This window comes from Shewanella sp. 1180_01 (assembly GCF_052850535.1).
The window spans coordinates 59,917-80,454 of the sequence record NZ_VXCT01000001.1 but is presented as its reverse complement, the minus strand read 5'-3'; the positions used below and the strand labels follow the sequence as shown (position 1 = coordinate 80,454).

Sequence of the window (20,538 nt, the reverse complement as noted above, 5' to 3'; positions counted from 1 at the left end):
CATAAAGCTCAGTCATCAAGCTAACCTCATTGAGTGAGCTAAGTCGACCTTACAGCTTAGGCACGCTTTGACTCTCGACCACTTGTGTTTGGCTGTAATCTTTAAGCTCTGCATGAGACGACTTCACACCACTTAACGCCTCGGCGGTTAACGTATTATTGCCGTTCAATAAATCATTTAAGGTGCCAGTATCGCCGTTCACTAAACCCAATTCTCTAAGCATGGCATCGACAACCGGCGCATTAGCGCGATAGTTTAATGCGGCACTGGTGACTTGCTCGGCAATGCCACCTTGATGGTGAGCACCTTCGCCACCCGCGGCAAATTGATTGCCAGCGCCATAGCCTTGAAGAATTTTAATGCCTTCGATGTTTTCCAACGGTTTAACGGCTTGTGCCACGATTTCAGGCAACGCTTTCAAAATCGCGAGGGATTTTTGCAGTGCAATTTGCTCATCACTCAAGACGTTTTCAGCTTCGTAAAGTGCTTGCTTACCCGCAGCTTCAACGGCATAGACTTTCTCATCTGCTTCGGCCTGCAGTTTTTTCGCATCGGCACTGGCGCGCGCTTCAATCAAAATCGCACTCGATCTGTCTTCGGCGGCACGTTTCTCGGCTTCTGCTTGTACTGTTACGCCTACCGCATCACGCTCAGCTTCTTTACGGGCATCAATCACTTCAATCTCTTTACGACGATTCGCTTCGGCCACTTGGCGCGCTGTGATTACCGCTTCTTCTTTCTCCACTTTCAGCTTTTCGGCTTCAGCAGCACGGGCACGGGCAGCAGATTCTTCTTCAGATTTAGCCGCAACCGCAATGCGTTTTTCCTGCTCAGAAACTTCGATATCCCTTTGCTGTTGAATGCGCGATTGCTCAATCGACTTATACTTTTCAATTTCGCGGGTTTCGATATCTTTCGTCTTTTCGATTTGAGCCGTTTCGATAGCGCGCTCTTTAGCAATTTCGGCTTCACGTTCTTCACGGGCCTTGTTTTCTTTCTGCTTAATGATTTCCGCTTTTTGATCGGCGCGTTTAAATTCCAAAGACTGTTGCTGGATCAAGCGCGCTTCTTCTTCCGACTTTTCAATCTCTAGGGATTCTTTTTCGGCTTCGAGGTTACGTTGCTCGATCTTAATCCGGTTATCCTGTTGGATATCGTTGGTTTCTTTACGTTTCTCTTCAATGATTTTCGCAAGACGTGCACGACCTTCGGCGTCGAATGCGTTGTTTTCATTGAAGAACTGTAGATCAGTTTGATCGAAACCCGTTAACGAAACCGACTCGAGTTCGAGACCATTTTTCTCCAGATCGTTAGCCACGTTATTTTGCACACGTTGCACAAAATCGGCACGCTGCTCATGCATTTCTGTCATGGTCATTTCAGCGGCAACAGCGCGGAGTACGTCGACAAACTTAGACTCCATCAGCTTTTTAAGCTCTTCAACGCGGTTTGTGCGCGTACCTAAGGTTTGCGCCGCCATCGAAATACCATCGGAATTTGGGGCAACACGTAGGTAGAAGTCGGCCTTCACATCGACACGCATTCTGTCTTTAGTGATCAGCGCATCTTTCTGAGTTTTTTCCACTTCGATACGCAGGGTATTCATGTTGACCGAAATGGTTTCATGCAGCACTGGCAGTACGATAGCGCCGCCATCTTTAATGATTTTCTCACCGCCAAAGCCGGTACGCACAAAGGCCATTTCTTTGGTTGCACGTTTATATAACTTGGCAAAAATTAACCCGATCACGATAAAGCCAAGTAACACCATACCGGCAACGAGCAAAATAAAACTACCGGATGAACCGATATCAGTTAACACATCCATTTGATTTCCTTTCAATTGATTTATGGCTGGGGACGATTAATTATCAAAACGCGTAGCAGACCAGACACGGCCTTCACGCTTAAGTAGCACTACTTGAGTGCCAGAGGCAAACTCGATACCCGAGGTTTCAGGCTCGACTAAGACGTAATGTTTTTGTTGGTGTTTATCACGCACAACGGCTTCGGAAGGCATACCTTTGATGGCGCAGCCTAAGGTAATAGTCGCGACATAGCCGCTCAAATCATCAAGCGAAATTGCGCTCGATTCATTTTTGGGCAGATGTTCGGCCAGCACTCGACCGAAATAACGGCAAGAAAAGGCACTCGCAACTATGGCTATGGGTAAAGTGAACAATTGCGGCAGTAAAAGGCCAGCGACATTGAAACTGATAAAATTGACGATATAACCCGCTATCGCAAAACTGGTCAGCGCGAGCACAAACCAAATCAATAACGGCAGTCGATTGAGGCACAGCCAACCGGCAATGCCAGTAAGTCCGCCAGGGCTCACATCTGCATCATAATCCGCATCGATAGGCACCCATTGATCTAGCGCACTCATCATGCTTAAGCCAATGACTAACGCGAAGGCTTCAAACACACCGAGGGCCAGAACACAGGCAAAAGCTATGGTGTAAGGTAAATTAGGCTGCTCAACTAAAAACGCCCACATAGTCATCTCCTTGAACAATACAGCATTCCATTTATTTCACTGTAATTATCGACTTATGCGCCACAGAATAGCAAGCCAAGCCTTATTTCCAAACTAAAAATTTACCCTAAAATGGATTTTCACTGTAACCCTGCTGCGCCAAAATAGCGTGGGCTGTCATCGCCGATAATGCCATATCAACACCAGGTAATAATGAGGCATTAGTCAAATCAAAATAAGCGGCGCTCTGTCCGCAGATATAAAACTTCACGCCGTGATCAACCAGAGCCTTAACCAAAGCGCGATTGGCGTTTACGGCACCTGAATGCTGCTTGGCATAAAAAACATCATTCGCTAAATCGCTAATACCGCCACCGTGCACCACCATAGCCAGCTCGATATCAGTTTCTTTAACGCCTGCCGCCACATGCATGTTGATAAAACGCGCTAAACTTTCGAGCTGACGATTCGTCTTACCCACATCGGCCGCCTTACTCATATCAAAAGCCACTTTAAACTTCATGCCCTTAGGAATGGGCATCATGCTGTCGACTTTGGCAATCTGACCAAACTCAGGAATAGCAGGCCCTGCAACAAATTTATCGGCACCCGCCTGCGCCGTCGAAGCGATAGCGGCGAGGGTCAGGCACAGCGCGGCCTTTAGCGTTTTAGTGCTATATGATTTTGACTTCATTGTATTATCATCCTGTTATTGTTATTTATTCGCGCAGGTTTTATGCGCCAGAAGGGAAATCCCATGGGCACACCTAAGACTAAAGTACCAACGCCAAGTTACGACAAACTGACGGCACATTTCCAGAAAATTTCTCACTTTGAACATTTCAGCGCTTTGGGTGACTGGGATCAAGCGGCCATGATGCCGATGGGCGGTAGTCAAGATCGCGGCGATGCAATGGCAGAACTGGCGCTGCATATCCACGGTCTCAAAACCTCAGCCGCCTTAGCCGAGCACTTACACGGCGCGGCGGATGAATCTCTCTCAACAGAGCAAGAAGCCAATCTGCGGGAAATACTGTACCAGTATCAACAGGCCAACTTAGTGCCAGGCGACCTAGTACAAGCCAAAACCAAGATGGCTTATCAATGCGAGAATGCGTGGCGCGAGCAGCGTAAAAATAATGATTGGCTGGGCTTTAAGCCCAATCTAAAAGCGGTCATCGACCTTGCCAAGGAAGAAGCGCAGATCCGCGGCGAAGCGCAAAATATCACGCCCTATGATGCCCTGCTCAATAAATTTGAACCGGGAATGACCACTGCAAAGCTAGAACAAACCTTTGGCGGCCTGAAAGATTGGCTACCGACACTCATCCAAGAAGTGCTGGCTAAGCAGGCAAACGAGCCTAAGCTTGTGCTCAATGGCCCCTTCGATATCAGCGCGCAGCAAGCCCTTAGCCGTGACGTCATGGCGTTTTTAGGGTTTGACTTTAATCACGGCAGGCTGGATATGAGTAGCCATCCATTTTGTGGCGGCGTGCCAAGCGATGTGCGGATAACAACCCGCTACAATGAGGCCGATTTCAGTAGCGTAATCATGGGCATAGTTCATGAAACAGGCCATGCCAGATACGAGCAAGGTTTACCTCAAGCGTGGCGCGGTCAACCCGCTGGGCTTGCACGTTCTATGGGCGTCCACGAAAGCCAAAGTCTATTTTGCGAAATGCAGCTTGGGGCAAATCCGGCATTTCTACGTCAGTTGCAGCCTAAAATCGCGCAGCATCTTAACTGTCATTTCAGTGCCCAAGAATTAGCCCAGCATTACACTCGCGTAAATCCCGGACTTATCCGCGTCGATGCCGATGAAGTCACTTACCCCTGCCACATTTTACTGCGGTTTGAGGCGGAAAAAGCCTTTGTCGACGGCAGCTTAACCGTCGATGATTTACCTGATTTTTGGTCGACGCAGATGCAACAATTACAGGGGATCAATACTGATGGCAATTATCGCGACGGTTGCATGCAGGACATCCATTGGGCTGTCGGTGAGCTAGGGTATTTCCCAAGTTACACCTTAGGCGCCATGTATGCCGCCCAATGTCGTTTTGCGATGGAAAAAGCCTTAGGGCCGATTGAAGCCCTAATCGACGCAGGCAAGTTGGACTCGGTATTCCAATGGTTGAGCGAGCACATTTGGTCTAAGGGATCCTTGCTCACGACCGATGAACTGATCCGCCAAGCAACGGGCGAAACCCTAAATGGTCAATATCTTGAGCGTCACCTGCGCCAACGATATCTGGGCATTTAACCGCTGCTGACACTTAAAAGCGCTGAAAGCTCAGTTTATACGGGTTTTAAAGCGCTTTATATTGCCGCTGATGCCTGCATTTTAAAGCCGCTTGAGGTTATAATGCCGAGCTTATTTGAATCAGGACTCTTTCAACGGAGTTCCTTCAACAGGACTTTTGAAACAGGATAATTGTCGGACATGTTACTGCGAGCAATCACCCCACAGGATTGGGATGCCATTTTAGCAATCCAAGATGAGTGTTACTCACAACTGGACCCTGAGCCATTGCACGTGCTGCAAAGTAAATGGCAGGTATCGCCACAGTCCTGTTTTGTGTTCGAAGTAAATGGCTCAGTTGTCGGTTATTGCTTGGCTCACCCTTGGACCACCAATATGCCGCCAGCGCTCTATCAGCCCATTGCCCATTTACCTAAGGCTGATACTTTATATCTGCACGATATTGCGCTTTCAGCCAAAGCCCAAGGTTTAGGCGCCGGTGCTAAAGCACTCACCCGCTTAACACTGCTGGCAGATCGATATAATCTCAATTCCTTGTCCCTCGTTGCCGTTCAAGGCGCCGACAGTTATTGGCTAAAAATGGGCTTTAAGCCTCAGACCATAGACAAGTGCCTTGGCAGCTATACCGACGATGCCATGTATATGATTTATAAATTTAATCATAGAGATGAAAGATGAATCCAACCCTGACCACTATTGGTTTACTCTGCTTGAGCAATATCTTTATGACCTTTGCTTGGTATGGGCATTTGAAAACCTTAGGCTCAAAGCCTTGGATTATCGCCGCCTTAGTGAGTTGGGGCATCGCCCTATTTGAATACTTGCTGCAAGTGCCCGCTAACCGTATAGGTTACACGGTTATGAATGTCGGCCAGTTAAAAATTTTACAAGAAGTCATCACCTTAAGTCTGTTCGTCCCCTTTGCCTATTTCTATATGAAAGAGCCATTGAAGCTCGATTATTTGCGGGCAGGATTGTGCATATTAGGTGCTGTGTATTTTATTTTTAGAAGTGAATTTAATTAATTTCAGACTTATTTCAGGAGAGCTCACCCATGGCCCGTCAAGTCACTTATACCTTCAAAGGTAAGACTAAAACCATCGCCTTTAGCTACGACAAACACCATGATTTATATGAAGCCGTGGCCGAAGCCGAAGGTATCGATCTGACCAAATTTTTAGCCATGGAGCAACAAGTCGCCATGACGTCGCGCAAGGGTGCTAAGGCTGAAAAAGAATTCAGAAAAGTAGAATTTGCCCGTTTTGGCTTTAGCAATATCCACTTTGTTAGAGACGAAGAACCCGAAGCCTAGGCAGGTTATTCATTTTTGTATTCGCTTTTAGCACTTTAAAAACAGGACACTGTGATGCTCAATACCGAACATGCTAACTTTCCCCGTGCGGGATTCTTTCGCCGCTTAGGTGCTGCCGTTTACGATTCGCTGTTAGCCGTGGCCGTTTATATGGTTTCTGGCGCTGTGGGCTTTGGCATTTTCTACGGCCTTACTGCTTCTGGATTGGCTGGCATGAATGACTTTGAGCATGTCTCTGACGCGCTCAATGGCACACCGATTTACCATGGTATTTATCAACTCTGGCTCGTCTTGTGTGTTGGCACTTTCTACGCCTTGTTCTGGAGTAAGGGCGGTCAAACCTTAGGGATGCGCGCTTGGCGGCTTAAGATCCAACATCCAAACGGCCAAAACTTAAGCATGATCACTGCCTACGCTCGCATCGTTTGGTCACTGCTCGGCATTGGTAATCTGTGGATCCTCATCAATGGCAATAAGCTTGCCCTACAAGATAGTATGACCCGCTCAGAAGTGGTTGTCTTGTCTAAAGAAGCCAACCAAATGCGTAACTGGCACGGGGCATAAGTTTATTCTTAAGCAAATCCGAAATACAAAAAACGACGCAAAAGCGTCGTTTTTTTATGAGCTATTTTTTATGGACTGTTCTTATAAACTATTCTTATAGACTAAAGGGGAGTAATAGGATGAGTATCATCGCCGGATAAAGTAGAAGGCAACGCCGGTAAACAGCAAGCTTGGTGCCACAGCCCCCACATAGGCAGGTAACTCATACACTATGCTCATAGGACCAAAAATCTCATTACTGATATAAAAGCTGAAACCCGCCACAACCCCGAGCAATACCCGCGCGCCCATAGTCACAGTCCGCAGCGGCCCAAATACAAACGACAGAGCTACTAACATCATCACAGCGACCGTCACTGGCTGCATCACCTTGCGCCACAGCGCTAGCTCATAACGGCTCGGATCTTGGCTGTTGGTTTTAAGGTAATCGAGATAACCGACCAGACCGCGGATAGATAACGCCTCAGGTTTAATCGAAACTACACTGAGCTTATCCGGCGTTAAACTCGACTGCCATTGGTCTTCTTCCAGATACTCAAGCACGACTTTCTCATAGCTTAAATCGGTACGTTTGACGTCGAATAAACGCCAACGGTCTTGGGAAAACACCGCGCGGTCCGCATGTACAACGTTGGTGAGCTTGAGTTCGCTATTGAACTTATAAAGCGTAATATTGTTGAGTTTATTGATGTTTTCAACTTCACCAATATTCACGAACAAATCACCATCCTTTGCCCAAATACCGCGATGGGACTTAATTAAACTCCCGCCTGAAAGTTTAATGGCTTGCAACTCATTAGCCTTTTGCTCGGCAATCGGTGCGCCCCATTCCCCTAACACCATCACCAGCAACATCAAGGGAACAGCGGTTTTCATCGCCGACATAGTGATCTGCAAACGTGACATGCCAGAAGCTTGCATCACCACAAGTTCAGAGTTCGATGCCAGCATTCCCATGCCAATCAACGCGCCCAGCAACACGGCCATAGGGAAAAACATTTCGATGTCCCGTGGCACTAAAAACAACACATAGATGCCTGCATCCATCATGCTGTATGTGCCACGACCGACTAAACGCAGCTGGTCAACCCATTTGATGATGCCCGACAAGCCAGTCAACACCAGCAAACACAGCGCTGAAGTGCTTAACAATACTCTGGCGATATAAAGGTCTAATATCTTCATGCCGCCACCTTCTTATGGGCAAACAGGGTCGAGATACGACTAAATATAGGCCTATCTTTGCCGAGCAAGAACAGCCCCATCAAGAGCGCTGAAATATGGATCCACCACATACCTAAATACAGTGGAATAATCCCATCTTGCAATGCCTTACGTCCGGCGACCATGAGGCCAAAATAGCCAAGGTACAAGAGTACTGCAGGGAACATTTTAGCGAACTTACCTTGACGCACATTCACCCGCGCCAGTGGCACCGCAATCAAGGTCATGATCGGAATCGCCAGCGGAATGGCAAGACGCCAATGGAATTCGGCAACGGCTTCCGCCCCTTCGATTTTCACGAGCTCATCGACGGGCAGCGCAGATAACTTACGCCGACGCTCGTCGACTTGCTGCTCTTTAATTTGCATTTTATAACCACCAAATTCGATCATTTGGTAGTCCTTCGCCTTCGGGCTGCCTTGATAACGTACGCCATCATTCAGATTTAATTGCTGGGCACCAGAGCTATCTTCCTGCACTCGCCCACCTTTGGCCACCACCACATTGGTGACGCCGGTTTCGTCATCAGGGTCTGGCAACTGGGCCACAAACACTTTATCTAACTCGTTATCTTTACCGATACGTTCGACAAATAATACCGCGCGGCCATTAGGGCTCGCCTGAAAACGCCCTTGCACTAAGGCCGCAAGCCCGGCTTCGGACTGGGCTTTTTCGAGCACTTGGTTTTGCTGCTCTTCTGCCCAAGGGGCGACATAAAGGGATAAATAGCCGGTAAACAACATATTGATCACGGCAAGAATCAGCGTCACGCGGGTGACATACCACTCACTGACCCCAACACCGTGGAGAACGACCATCTCATTTTCGGAATACATACGGCCGTGGGCCAGTAAAATCCCCAAGAACAAACTTAACGGCAGGACTAAGATCACCAGATAAGGCAAGTTAAGCCCAATCAGAGTCATGATTAAAGAGGCGGGAAAATCGCCGTCGGAGGCATCGGCCAGTATACGCACGAAATGCTGGCTAATAAAAATAGTTAACAGCACTAAAAGTACCGCAATTTGTGCCTTTAAAACTTCTCGAATAAGGTATTTAAATACAATCACAGGCAGGATCCGGTCTCTAAACTTATCTTTTTGCTGGTAACAGACTAACTTTCATGTAAACTGTTTACTTTTGATAGTTTTCTGACCAGCTTCAGGGGTTCTAGGTTAACTTAACGTCACGAAATGCGTGACTCAAGCGCCGAGAATAAATCACCTTTGGAGTAATAACTTAGGCCCTTTTCGGGACAAGCAGACATTATCCAATAAATATAAAAATTTGTCTTTAAGAATCTAGGAGTGCTCATGGAGTTTAGCGTAAAGAGCGGTAGCCCCGAAAAACAACGCTCAGCCTGTATCGTGGTCGGTGTTTATGAACCCCGTCGTCTGTCGGGTATCGCGGAGCAATTAGATAAAATTAGCGAAGGTTATATCAGTAACCTACTGCGTCGCGGCGATCTGGAAGGTAAACCTGGCCAGATGTTGTTGCTGCACCATGTTCCTAACGTATTGAGTGAACGTGTATTATTAGTGGGTTGTGGCAAAGAACGAGAACTAGACGAACGCCAATACAAACAAATCATCACTAAGACAATCAACACCCTTAACGAAACAGGTTCAATGGAAGCAGTTTGCTTCTTGACTGAACTGCACGTGAAAGGACGCGATACTTATTGGAAAGTACGTCAAGCCGTTGAAACCACCAATAGCAGTCTTTACAGCTTTGATGCCCTGAAGACCCGCAAAGGTGAAACTCGCCGTCCACTGCGTAAATTAGTGTTCAATGTCCCGACTCGCCGTGAATTAACCTTAGGTGAGCGCGCCATCGAGCATGGTATGGCAGTGTCTGCCGGCATGCACTTATGTCGCGATGTGGCCAACATGCCACCTAACATCTGTAATCCAGCCTATTTAGCTTCTCAAGCTCGCCAAATGGCTGAAGTACACGACACACTGCATGTCACCACTATCGGTGAAGAGCAAATGGCCAAACTGGGCATGAACTCATACCTTGCAGTCGGTCGCGCCAGTGCCAACGAATCCATCATGACTGTGATGGAATACAAGGGCGCTGTCGATAGCACTGAAAAACCAATCGTTCTAGTCGGTAAAGGGTTAACCTTCGACTCGGGTGGTATTTCATTGAAACCTGGCGAAGCCATGGACGAAATGAAGTACGACATGGGCGGCGCAGCAGGTGTTATCGGCACCATGAAAGCTATCTGTGACATGAAGTTACCTATCAACGTTGTGGGTATTCTGGCTGGCTGTGAAAACATGCCATCGGGTAATGCTTACCGTCCAGGTGACATTCTGACCACTATGTCAGGCCAAACCGTTGAAGTATTAAATACCGATGCTGAAGGCCGTTTAGTCTTGTGTGATGTGTTGACCTATGTTGAGCGTTTCGATCCTGAACTAGTTATCGATACTGCAACCCTGACTGGCGCATGCGTGATTGCCCTTGGTAAACACGCATCGGGTCTATTCTCATCGCATAACCCACTGGCACACGAGCTATTAAGTGCCGGTGAGCAAAGTGGTGACCGCGCATGGCGCATGCCATTGTGGGATGAGTATCAAGATATGCTCGACAGTCCATTTGCTGACATGACCAACTTAGGTGGTCGTCCAGCAGGTGCTATCACAGCAGCATGTTTCCTCTCGCGCTTTGCTAAAAAGTACAACTGGGCTCACTTAGACGTTGCGGGTACAGCTTGGAATAGCGGTGCTAACAAAGGTTCTACCGGTCGTCCAGTGCCACTATTGACTCAGTTCCTGATCAATCGTGCAGGCGTTGAACTCGGCGAATAACCGACTATAAGGTCTTAGTGTTTAAAGATCAGATAAATCAAAGGCGAAGATGAAAATCTTCGCCTTTTTTATTCACTTTTTTATGCTGAACATCAATTTCCTGAATAAGGGCTTGAGTTAGAAAATCTAGAAAACAGATACCATTAAAATAATATTTTCAACAGATAACAATAAAAGCTAAGTCATCAAAAGCGGCTTGGAAGCATCCCATTAAGCTCCGCTAGACAGCGATAGATAAAAGCTCAGCGCAAGGTTTGCCCCAAGCATTAACCCATACTGACTTTTAGTGTAAACTGCTGCTTTCGTTCGCCACTAAAACAAGTGAAGCAAGGCATTGAAATCATGACTCAAGTGCTGTTTTATCTCATGCCGCCAGTGGCATCAACTGCCAAGGCCAAGGCTGATTCACCTGTTGCAACCGCGAATGCGAACCCTGCGCTTTGCGAGATGTATCTTCTGGCATGCCAACTGGCGCAGCAGGCTTTTGTGAAACAACAATGGGTCTATATCCATTGCCAAGATAAGCAGCAAGCCCATGCGATTGATGAACTTTTATGGCAGTTTGAGCCAAGTGCCTTTGTACCTCATAACCTTAAAGGTGAAGGCCCGATGACGGGATCGCCGGTAGAAATTGGTTTTGATCGCCTCGGCGCCAACAAAAGTCGCCAAGTTCTGATTAATCTTGCAGACCAAGCGCCCCCATTTGCGGTAAACTTTGGCCACATTATCGATTTTGTTGCCAATGACGATCAGCATAAAGCGGTCGCTCGCGAACGTTATCGACAGTATCGCGGCTTAGGGGTCAATTTACAGACCCAAGACTTAGCAACACATCCACTTAATTAGTTTGAGACAGACACGTTCCCATGGAAAAAACATACGATCCGCAGTCCATCGAGCAAACTCTTTACCAAAACTGGGAAGAGCAAGGTTACTTCAAGCCACACGGCGATGAATCCCAAGGCAATTATTGCATCATGATCCCGCCACCAAACGTGACGGGCAGCTTGCACATGGGCCACGCCTTCCAAGACACCATTATGGATACCTTAACCCGTTACCAACGGATGAAAGGCAAAAATACCCTATGGCAAGTCGGTACTGACCATGCGGGTATCGCCACCCAAATGTTGGTTGAGCGTAAGCTTGAAGCCGAAGAAGGCAAAAATCGTCATGACCTAGGTCGCGATGCCTTTATGGATAAAGTGTGGGAATGGAAAGCGCAATCGGGCGGCACTATCACTAAGCAGCTACGTCGTATGGGCGCTTCTGTTGATTGGGATCGCGAGCGTTTCACTATGGACGAAGGCTTATCTAAGGCAGTGCAAGAAGTGTTTGTACGTCTGTACGAAGACGAGTTGATTTATCGCGGTAAGCGTTTGGTCAACTGGGATCCAAAGCTGCACACGGCTATCTCTGATTTAGAAGTGGAAAGCAAAGAAAAACAGGGCCACATGTGGCATCTGCGTTATCCACTGGCCGACGGTGAACTGACTGCCGATGGTAAAGACTATTTAGAAGTCGCTACCACACGTCCAGAAACCATGCTCGGCGACAGTGCAGTTGCAGTGCATCCCGATGATGAACGCTATCAAGCGCTAGTCGGTAAGTTTATTCTATTGCCGATTGTTAACCGCCGCATTCCTATCGTGGCCGACGATTACGTCGACATGGCCTTTGGTACAGGGTGTGTGAAGATCACCCCTGCCCATGACTTTAACGACTATGAAGTTGGTAAACGTCACAACCTGCCAATGTTCAACGTACTGACCTTAGATGCCGCCATTCGTGCAAGTGCCGAAGTGGTGAACTCTGACGGTACCTTTAACAAAACGCTCGATGGCAGCCTGCCTGAACGTTTTGCCGGACTTGACCGTTTTAAAGCGCGCGATGCTATCGTCGCTGAATTTGACACCTTAGGTCTGCTCGAAAAAATCGCGCCTCACGCCTTGAAAGTGCCTTACGGCGATCGCTCAGGTGTGGTTATCGAGCCTATGCTAACCGACCAATGGTATGTGGCTGTTGCGCCAATGGCGAAAACCGCTATCGAAGCCGTTGAAAATGGCAGCATTAAATTTGTGCCGCAACAATACGAGAACATGTACTTCTCGTGGATGCGTGACATTCAAGACTGGTGTATTTCGCGTCAATTGTGGTGGGGTCACCGCATCCCTGCATGGTACGACGAAAACGGCAAAGTCTATGTCGGCCGCAACGAAGCCGACGTCCGCGCTAAGCACAATATCGCCGACTCAATGACACTGCGCCAAGACGAAGACGTACTGGACACTTGGTTCAGCTCAGCCCTGTGGACGTTCTCAACCTTAGGCTGGCCTGACAATTTAGAAGATTTAAAAACCTTCCACCCAACCGATGTGTTGGTGACAGGTTTTGACATCATCTTCTTCTGGGTTGCCCGTATGATCATGATGACCATGCACTTCATCAAAGATGAAGACGGCAAGCCACAAGTCCCATTCAAAACTGTCTACGTGACCGGCCTTATTCGCGATGAAGCGGGTAACAAGATGTCAAAATCTAAGGGTAACGTACTCGATCCATTAGATATGATCGACGGTATCGGACTTGAAGATTTAGTTGAAAAACGTACCGGCAACATGATGCAGCCACAACTGGCAGCCAAGATTGAAAAGAGCACTCGCAAAGAATTTGCCGACGGTATCGAAGCCCACGGCACAGATGCACTGCGTTTTACGCTTGCGGCAATGGCATCAACGGGTCGTGACATCAACTGGGACATGAAGCGCTTGGACGGTTACCGTAGCTTCTGTAACAAGTTATGGAACGCCTCACGCTACGTGCTGATGAACACAGAAGATCAAGATTGCGGCCCAGGCTCACCAGAGCACAAAGGCGGCCAATCTAGTAATAAAGCGCTAGAACTGTCGTTGGCCGATCGCTGGATTATTGGCTTATTCAATCAAACCGTTAAAACCTTTGACGATCACATGACAGCCTATCGTTTCGACTTAGCAGCCAATACCCTGTATGAGTTCACTTGGAACCAGTTCTGTGACTGGTACTTAGAATTGACTAAACCGGTATTACAAAACGGCAGCGAAGCGCAAATGCGCGGCACCCGTCACACCTTAGTGACATTGCTCGAAGCGATGCAACGCCTGATGCACCCTATGATGCCGTATATCACTGAAACCATCTGGCAGCGCGTTAAACCTTTAGCGGGTGTCGCTGGTGATACCATCATGCTGGCACCGTTCCCAACATTTGATGCCGCTAAAGTCGATAGCGCAGCAATGGCCGATTTAGAATGGGTTAAGCAAGTGATTGTCGCCGTGCGTAACATTCGCGCCGAACTGAACATTGCCCCATCTAAGCCGCTAAATGCCCTACTTCGTGGTGTTAGCGCACAAGATAAAGCCCGTGTTGAAGCCAACCAAACCTTCTTCACCACACTTGCCCGCTTAGAAAGCATGACCATTTTAGCCGATGGCGAAACTGCGCCTATGTCGACCACAGGTTTGATTGGCGAAATGGAGCTGCTGATCCCTATGGCAGGCTTGATCGATGTCGCCGCCGAAATGGCCCGTATCGACAAACAGCTTGAAAAACTCGGTCAAGAGATCGCTCGTATCGAAGGCAAATTGTCGAACCAAGGTTTTGTGGCAAAAGCTCCAGCCGAGGTTATCGACAAAGAGCGCGCTAAGATGACCGATCTCAAGCGTGACATGGACAAGCTCAACGAACAAAAATCTGAATTCGCTAAGTTAGAAGCTTAAGCTTCTCATTTACTCTGATTCACTTGTTATGATTGGTTCTAACTGAATGAAGGGCAGCCACTAGGCTGCCCTTCTTGTATGTATGACTCATTACAAAATTAGACGTTTATTTAAAATCCATATAAAACTAGAAGGGTTTAAACTACGACTTACTTACATAATAAAAAATCCCCCCGCTCCAGAACAGTCGTTGCTTATTAAACCAACACCAGCCCACATACAAATAACTTGTTACGCTTAGTCATCTTATCCAAACAAAAACTGACAAAAATGCTTCTAGTACATCAAGTTAATTTGTGTACAATAGAAGCGCAATGTCACACTTCGACGCTAATTTGTGAGAATACGATGAAAAAATTACTACTTACTCTCGTTGCCAGTACTCTATTGGCTTCAGCTGCACAGGCACACAATTTCGAAGATTCTAAAGATGCGATTGAATACCGCCAATCTGCATTTGGTCTTATTGCTTATAACTTCGGCGATATGGCTGCCATGATGAAAGGCAAAAAACCTTTCGAAGCGGAAACCTTCGCAATGCGCGCAACGAATGTTGCTGCATTATCAAAAATTCCTTTCGAAGGTTTTATTGATGGCTCAGACAAAGGCGACACTGAAGCCTTAGCCAAAGTTTGGCAAGACAGAGCTGATTTCGATGCAAAAATGAAAACTTTCCAAGAGAATGCCGCCATTCTTGCTACTGTTGCTCAAAAAGGTGATCAAGCTGAAATTAAGCAAGCCTTTATGAATACAGGAAAAAGCTGTAAAGGTTGTCACGACGTTTATAAGAAAGACTAGTTCTATTTAGTTTTTCGTCCATCAAAAAGCCTGCTAATTAGCAGGCTTTTTGTTACTCAAACACTCAACGTAAAACTATAGCACTTGCACTATCGGCCACATTAAATACACAAAGACCACTGCCGCTAATACAGCCAGCAGCACTAAGGCAAGCCACTCTGACTTGAATGTAAGATCACGATTCACGCTTGATGACAGTGTCACCTTAGAGACCTTCTTGTAGCCACTGAGCATAGCACCAACTAACTTATCGCCCTTGATGGCATGGATAACCACTGCCAGTACATGAATGGCACTCAGCGCTAGGATAAGGTTAAAGTTCATCTTATGTAGCCAAGTCAAAAATCCACTGGTATCTGAACTGACATAGCTATAGAGCGGACCTTCGGTAAAAATATCATCGGTCGCAAAAAGGCCTGTGACTAATTGCAGGCTAATGATCCCAATCAGTGCGACAACCATGTAGCCACCAATAGGATTGTGCCCCAGTACAACGGACATTCCCTTGGTTTTGATTGCTTTCAAGTAGTCGAGCACAACCTTAGGGTGATGAACAAAGTGGCTAAACCTTGCCGTATCGCTACCAATGATCCCCCAAAGGATCCTAAATCCAATGAGGATCAGCAAACTATAAGCAAAAATTTGATGCCACTGCATTTCGCCAGCGTCAGCACTCCACCATAAAAGTGCCAACAGACACACCATGCCCCAATGGAAAATTCGCGTGGGTAAATCCCAGACCTTAATCTTAACGTGTTCAATATTCATAAAATGGGCAAACTCAAAGTGAACGAATGAAATAAGTTGAGGTATTTTATCGGGATTTGGGATGAAACTTAAAGTAAATATAAGTAAATAAGGGCAAAGACTGCGGAGTTATCCCATCGAATATGACCCGATTTAGCAGGTAATACAAGGCTTTTTGGCCAGGAATTATTGATATTTGTCTAAGTGATCAAATATCCAACGAACAGTAACTAACTGGCACAAAAATGTGATCTAGATCTCGTTTTATAGTGCAGACCTTGGTAATCTGAAATCCAAGGAAACAACAGAAGGTTCGAAATATGCTAAAGATTACTAGCAAGCAACTTGAAGTCACATCTCCTATTCGCGAACGTATTGAAAGCCGTTTCGAAAAACTTTCAAGGCATGATGTGCAAATGATAAATCCCCATGTAATCATTACGGAGGAGAAACCTGGTTTCAAAATTGAAGCATCGGTTGGCATCCCAAATGGAGAACTCTTCGCTCAAGCAAAACATGAAAATTTATATACTGCGATTAACGCTATGGGCCAAAAATTAGAGAAGCAGCTCAATCGCATAACACACAAACCGGAAGCACAACGTTCCACATCATTAACACCGACTAATAATATTGTTGAAGTTGACGACGAGTACGAGGAGGAAGATGCGGCATAATTTACGTTTAGTGAGTGCGAGAAACGCATCACTTTGAGAGCAATAAAGTAGAAATATTTAATCAGATCACAGTTTTTACAAAAGCTTAGTACAATCATTTTAATGATAAAAAAAAACAGTTCGTTTGACTAAATACCTACTACACTTTACAAAGTGACAGCAAGAATCGAAGTGGTGCGAATTTAAATCGTTTCAAATTTTGATTTACATATATTGATTAAAAGATATTAAGTTATAAATAACGTTACTGGATATAACTAAGGAGAACGACCAATCTAAGCTATATAGTTTTAAGCACTAAGGGTTTTAAGTTCTAAGATTTACTGTTAATGATTAATTTTACTTATAATTTCCACGTTCAAAAGCTCAACGTTATACTTTCAACTAGGTTCCACTTTCAATAGTAAGTTAGGAAAGGAGGCAACACAAAAGCGAACAATTTGATAATATTGATATTAGTTACAATCAAGTATGTTGGCATTCACTAAAGTAGTGCTCAATTTTGACCGAATAACAGGATGACCACCAGAAACAGGCGGCATGGCTGAATACCAGAATAAACATAAGGAGCCGAGTACAGCGCAACGAGTACATTAGCGAAACCTTTAACTATCGAATTTTTTATATCCACAATGGAGGCACAAGTAAACATAAACAAAAGCCACATGATAAAAAGCTAAATTACCAAAAGTGCTTATTGTAAAACGGGTCGGCACCAATTCGTGCTAAACACTGAGATAAATGAGGTATAAACTGTCACATTTAGTTAGATGTAGATTAGTGATTTGAAGTGAGTCATATTTACACTGATATACAAGTTAGCGTTTTTAGCATGAGATTTAATGTAAGTGTTTAATGTAAGTGCAATACGTTGGTTTTATTGAAAGTTATTAGTTTACTTAGTGTTATTTATATAGTAAAAACTGTAAATCGTATAAATATTTATTTATGTAATGCGTTAACTTTTACCGTTAGTTGAGTTTTGATACTTTATAGACACCTTAAATAACGTTTAATTATCAACTAAAAAGGAGGGCATCTAGACTTGACGAAAAATGTAATAACAGTAAATGAGAATTTGTTATACGCTCCATGTATTAACACGTTAGGTTTTAAAGTGAAAAGTAACAATGTAAGTAGCAAGACCTAAACGCATGACAAGGCTAAGCTGTTTTTACAGCAATATGTACCTAGTACAACTAATGAGCCGTAAATCGTTTATTTTAAATGTTAGTTTTAGTTTTTAATGCTATAGAACCATGTAAGTGTTAATTGTTAAAATATAAGTGCAAGACATGTCAACGTAAGTTCGCTGGTACTGCAAAACAGCATAGTTTCAATGTTATACACTATGCCGTATAAAGTACTTGTTAATGTTCATTGTAAATGCAAGTCGTTATCTAGTGAGTTGTTAACGTTTTACTGTTACACGTAAATGTAAGATAAACGAGTGTTTTACCTTGTCCCACACTGACCATAAGGAGGATAAACTCGCTTGACCATATATTCATACTCAAACCAGCGCACCCTCGGGTGCGCTTTCTTTTTAGGCTGTCTGTGAGAAAGTTTTGATTGACAGCTAAGCCCTAGCCCTTTAGTTTTAAGACCATGAAAATGATAACAGCAGCTTTTTTTACTTTCTTTTTTACACCCCCACTCTAGGAGGCGGATTTACTGTGTAAAAACGAAAGTAAAAATCCAAAGCCTCCCAACTGGGAGGCTTTTTTGTCTTAAACGATTGATAAAATACATGGCGGCAATTGAGGTCAGAATGCATACACCACAGCCTTTAAATCAAACCCGAGAGCAGATCACCAATCTGGATAATGAACTGTTGGCATTACTCGCAGAGCGCCGTCGCTTAAGTCTAGAAGTGGCCCGTAGCAAAGAAGTGGATGTCAGACCCATCAGAGATACTCAAAGGGAAAAAGAACTGCTCGCTAGGCTAGTGAAAGAAGGCAGAGAAAAGGGATTAGATGCCCACTATGTTATCTCCCTTTACCAAAGTATCATTGAAGATTCAGTATTGAATCAGCAAGCTTACCTTCACGGCCGTGCCAACCCAGAAACACAAAAACAGCAATATTGTATCGCCTACCTCGGTGCACGAGGCTCCTACTCTTATCTCGCAGCAACCCGCTATTGCCAACGCCGCCAAGTTGAAATGCTGGACTTAGGTTGCCAAAGTTTCGATGAAATAGTGCAAGCCGTTGAGTCTGGGCATGCTGATTATGGTTTCCTGCCGATTGAGAACACTTCCTCGGGTTCAATCAACGAAGTCTACGATGTACTGCAGCACACCAGTCTATCGATCGTTGGTGAAACGACGATTGAAGTCAGCCATTGCCTACTAGGAAAAGCTGGCAGTAAATTAGCTGACATCAAAACTGTATACGCCCACCCTCAGCCTATTAGCCAATGCAGCAGATATTTAAGTCAGCACAAAGACTTGAGACTGGAATACTGCTCAAGCAGCGCAGAAGCCATGGACAAGGTGAATCAAAGCCCAGATAACAGCGCGGCAGCGATTGGTAGCGCCGAAGGTGGCGCTCTTTATCTGCTAGAATCGATAGAAGCGGGCTTAGCTAATCAGAAGATCAACCAAAGCCGCTTTATCGTCGTTGCCCGCAAAGCCGTTGCCGTGCCAGAGCAGTTACCCGCTAAAACCACGTTGATCATGGCAACAGGTCAAAAAGCCGGTGCGTTAGTTGAAGCCCTGCTGGTGCTGAAAGCGCATCAGCTAAACATGAGCAAACTAGAGTCACGCCCTATTCCTGGAACACCTTGGGAAGAGATGTTTTATTTGGATATCGACGCGAATATCTCCAGTGAATCCATGCAGGCGGGTTTAAAGCAACTCGAGCGGATCACCCGTTTTATCAAAGTATTAGGCTGCTATCCTTGCGAAACAGTCAAGCCCACGCAGCTAAGCAACAGCCAGTTACTGATTGAACCTAGCACCTCTAAGGATCAAGTCATCAGCGAGAATGGAGCAAATACCAGCCCTGTTAGATATAGCAAAGCCTATAAAGAGCAAGCCAGTGAGATCAACTGCGGTGCAATGACAATCGGTGCAGGGCATGTCGGTGCCATAGCGCAAATCACGCTGAATAATGATATTTCACACTTAGCGTTATCGTCTTTCGAGCAGCAAGTGAAACAGCTTAAAGAAGCGGGATTCCAAGCGGTTTTACTTAATGCTGTTAATCAAATGGCTATGGCGGAAGTGACCCTCGCTAAACTGCGCCAAATCCTGCATCAATATGGTCTAGTGTGCATTATTGCCATAGAGCAAGAAGCCGATATGCCATTAGCCGTTCAGCACGCCGATATGCTTTTTCTAGCGGGTAAGCAGATGTTTAATCAAACCTTACTCACTCAAGCGGGTACGTTGCCAATACCTTTAATACTTGAACGTAACGATATGGCAAGTTTTGAAGAATTACTCACGGCAACAGAAATTATCTTAAGCCAAGGCAATCAGCAACTTATACTGTGTGACTCTGGCATTAGAACCTTAAATAACGCCAATCTACCCTCACTCGATTTGGCGAGCCTGATTCAGATTAAAGCCACGAGTCATTTGCCCATCTTGATCAACCCTAGCTATGCCGTTTCGGATGATGCCCTGCTGGTTCAAACCCAAGGTATTAAGCAGCTTAAAGTGGATGGATTGATACTCAATTACCCACTCGACAGCAATAATGACTCTGAGTCGCTTAACTTAATTAGCGCTGTAGTGCGGGAATTATATCGGGCGGTTTAAAACTTTGATCTTGAGTGATTTAATTTAAAGTGAAATGGGGTTAGTTCGAAGTGTATTCAGGGATAAAAGGCACTTATTTTATCCCTGATTGACTGAAATAAGCCTGCTAGTCAGCGTGATGACTAACA

The 20,538-nt window shown here is 45.6% G+C and carries 17 protein-coding genes and 1 other annotated feature; of the genes, 11 read left to right on the top strand and 6 right to left on the bottom strand.

Annotation, left to right across the window (positions count from 1 at the left end; genetic code table 11):
• Positions 1-49: 49 nt before the first annotated feature.
• The 3 genes from FW758_RS00355 to FW758_RS00345 form a co-directional block, all read right to left on the bottom strand.
• Positions 50-1,828 (bottom strand): flotillin family protein, encoded by a 1,779-nt coding sequence (locus tag FW758_RS00355; RefSeq protein ID WP_063884550.1) that lies wholly within the window; start codon positions 1,826-1,828, stop codon positions 50-52.
• A gap of 36 nt (positions 1,829-1,864) precedes the next feature.
• Positions 1,865-2,500 (bottom strand): YqiJ family protein, encoded by a 636-nt coding sequence (locus FW758_RS00350; RefSeq protein WP_006085764.1) that lies wholly within the window; start codon positions 2,498-2,500, stop codon positions 1,865-1,867.
• 106 nt (positions 2,501-2,606) lie between these two features.
• Positions 2,607-3,173, bottom strand: coding sequence for a DsrE family protein (locus tag FW758_RS00345; protein ID WP_446444340.1), 567 nt, complete (start codon positions 3,171-3,173; stop codon positions 2,607-2,609).
• A 63-nt stretch (positions 3,174-3,236) separates the two neighbouring features.
• Here FW758_RS00345 and FW758_RS00340 point away from each other — a divergent pair, with 63 nt between their 5' ends.
• From FW758_RS00340 to FW758_RS00320, 5 genes are all read left to right on the top strand, one after another.
• The gene (locus FW758_RS00340) at positions 3,237-4,742 is read left to right on the top strand and encodes a carboxypeptidase M32 (RefSeq protein ID WP_446444339.1); all 1,506 of its coding nucleotides are present in this window, start codon (positions 3,237-3,239) and stop codon (positions 4,740-4,742) included.
• 180 nt (positions 4,743-4,922) lie between these two features.
• On the top strand, positions 4,923-5,420 hold the full coding sequence (locus FW758_RS00335; protein WP_446444338.1) for a GNAT family N-acetyltransferase: 498 nt from the start codon (positions 4,923-4,925) through the stop codon (positions 5,418-5,420).
• The gene (locus FW758_RS00330) at positions 5,417-5,767 is read left to right on the top strand and encodes a DMT family protein (RefSeq protein WP_446444337.1); all 351 of its coding nucleotides are present in this window, start codon (positions 5,417-5,419) and stop codon (positions 5,765-5,767) included. Before FW758_RS00335 ends, FW758_RS00330 begins: the two co-directional genes overlap by 4 nt.
• 29 nt (positions 5,768-5,796) lie before the next feature.
• Entirely contained in the window at positions 5,797-6,054 is a 258-nt protein-coding gene (locus FW758_RS00325; protein WP_006082593.1) for a DUF2960 domain-containing protein, read from the top strand.
• 54 nt (positions 6,055-6,108) lie between these two features.
• On the top strand, positions 6,109-6,618 hold the full coding sequence (locus tag FW758_RS00320) for an RDD family protein (RefSeq protein WP_446444336.1): 510 nt from the start codon (positions 6,109-6,111) through the stop codon (positions 6,616-6,618).
• A gap of 126 nt (positions 6,619-6,744) precedes the next feature.
• On the opposite strand, the gene lptG is transcribed toward FW758_RS00320, so the two are convergent.
• Together lptG and lptF are read right to left on the bottom strand one after the other, a co-directional pair.
• Positions 6,745-7,803: an LPS export ABC transporter permease LptG gene (gene lptG, locus FW758_RS00315; RefSeq protein ID WP_006085768.1), complete on the bottom strand. Its 1,059-nt coding sequence runs from the start codon at positions 7,801-7,803 to the stop codon at positions 6,745-6,747.
• Positions 7,800-8,912 carry an LPS export ABC transporter permease LptF gene (gene lptF / locus FW758_RS00310; protein WP_011847425.1) on the bottom strand — a complete coding sequence of 371 codons (1,113 nt, stop codon included), beginning with the start codon at positions 8,910-8,912 and terminating at the stop codon, positions 7,800-7,802. Before lptF ends, lptG begins: the two co-directional genes overlap by 4 nt.
• Before the next feature lie 243 nt (positions 8,913-9,155).
• Between lptF and pepA the strand changes: the two genes are divergently transcribed.
• The 4 genes from pepA (at position 9,156) to FW758_RS00290 (ending at position 15,220) form a co-directional block, all read left to right on the top strand.
• Positions 9,156-10,664, top strand: coding sequence for a leucyl aminopeptidase (gene pepA, locus FW758_RS00305; protein ID WP_012197436.1), 1,509 nt, complete (start codon positions 9,156-9,158; stop codon positions 10,662-10,664).
• 342 nt (positions 10,665-11,006) lie between these two features.
• Complete coding sequence (locus FW758_RS00300; RefSeq protein ID WP_012587113.1) at positions 11,007-11,510, top strand: DNA polymerase III subunit chi; 504 nt, start codon at positions 11,007-11,009, stop codon at positions 11,508-11,510.
• A 20-nt stretch (positions 11,511-11,530) separates the two neighbouring features.
• Positions 11,531-14,422, top strand: a complete 2,892-nt coding sequence (locus FW758_RS00295; protein WP_446444335.1) for a valine--tRNA ligase — start codon at positions 11,531-11,533, stop codon at positions 14,420-14,422.
• Between the two features lie 348 nt (positions 14,423-14,770).
• Complete coding sequence (locus FW758_RS00290; RefSeq protein ID WP_006080801.1) at positions 14,771-15,220, top strand: c-type cytochrome; 450 nt, start codon at positions 14,771-14,773, stop codon at positions 15,218-15,220.
• Positions 15,221-15,295: 75 nt separating this feature from the next.
• On the opposite strand, the gene FW758_RS00285 is transcribed toward FW758_RS00290, so the two are convergent.
• Positions 15,296-15,988, bottom strand: coding sequence for a cytochrome b/b6 domain-containing protein (locus FW758_RS00285; protein ID WP_011846177.1), 693 nt, complete (start codon positions 15,986-15,988; stop codon positions 15,296-15,298).
• A gap of 299 nt (positions 15,989-16,287) precedes the next feature.
• Between FW758_RS00285 and hpf the strand changes: the two genes are divergently transcribed.
• Positions 16,288-16,644 (top strand): ribosome hibernation-promoting factor, HPF/YfiA family, encoded by a 357-nt coding sequence (gene hpf, locus FW758_RS00280; protein WP_006080799.1) that lies wholly within the window; start codon positions 16,288-16,290, stop codon positions 16,642-16,644.
• A 1,613-nt stretch (positions 16,645-18,257) separates the two neighbouring features.
• Positions 18,258-18,374 (top strand) — a sequence feature (Phe leader region).
• 41 nt (positions 18,375-18,415) lie between these two features.
• Positions 18,416-20,410, top strand: a complete 1,995-nt coding sequence (locus FW758_RS00275; RefSeq protein ID WP_446444334.1) for a chorismate mutase — start codon at positions 18,416-18,418, stop codon at positions 20,408-20,410.
• Positions 20,411-20,538: the final 128 nt, after the last annotated feature.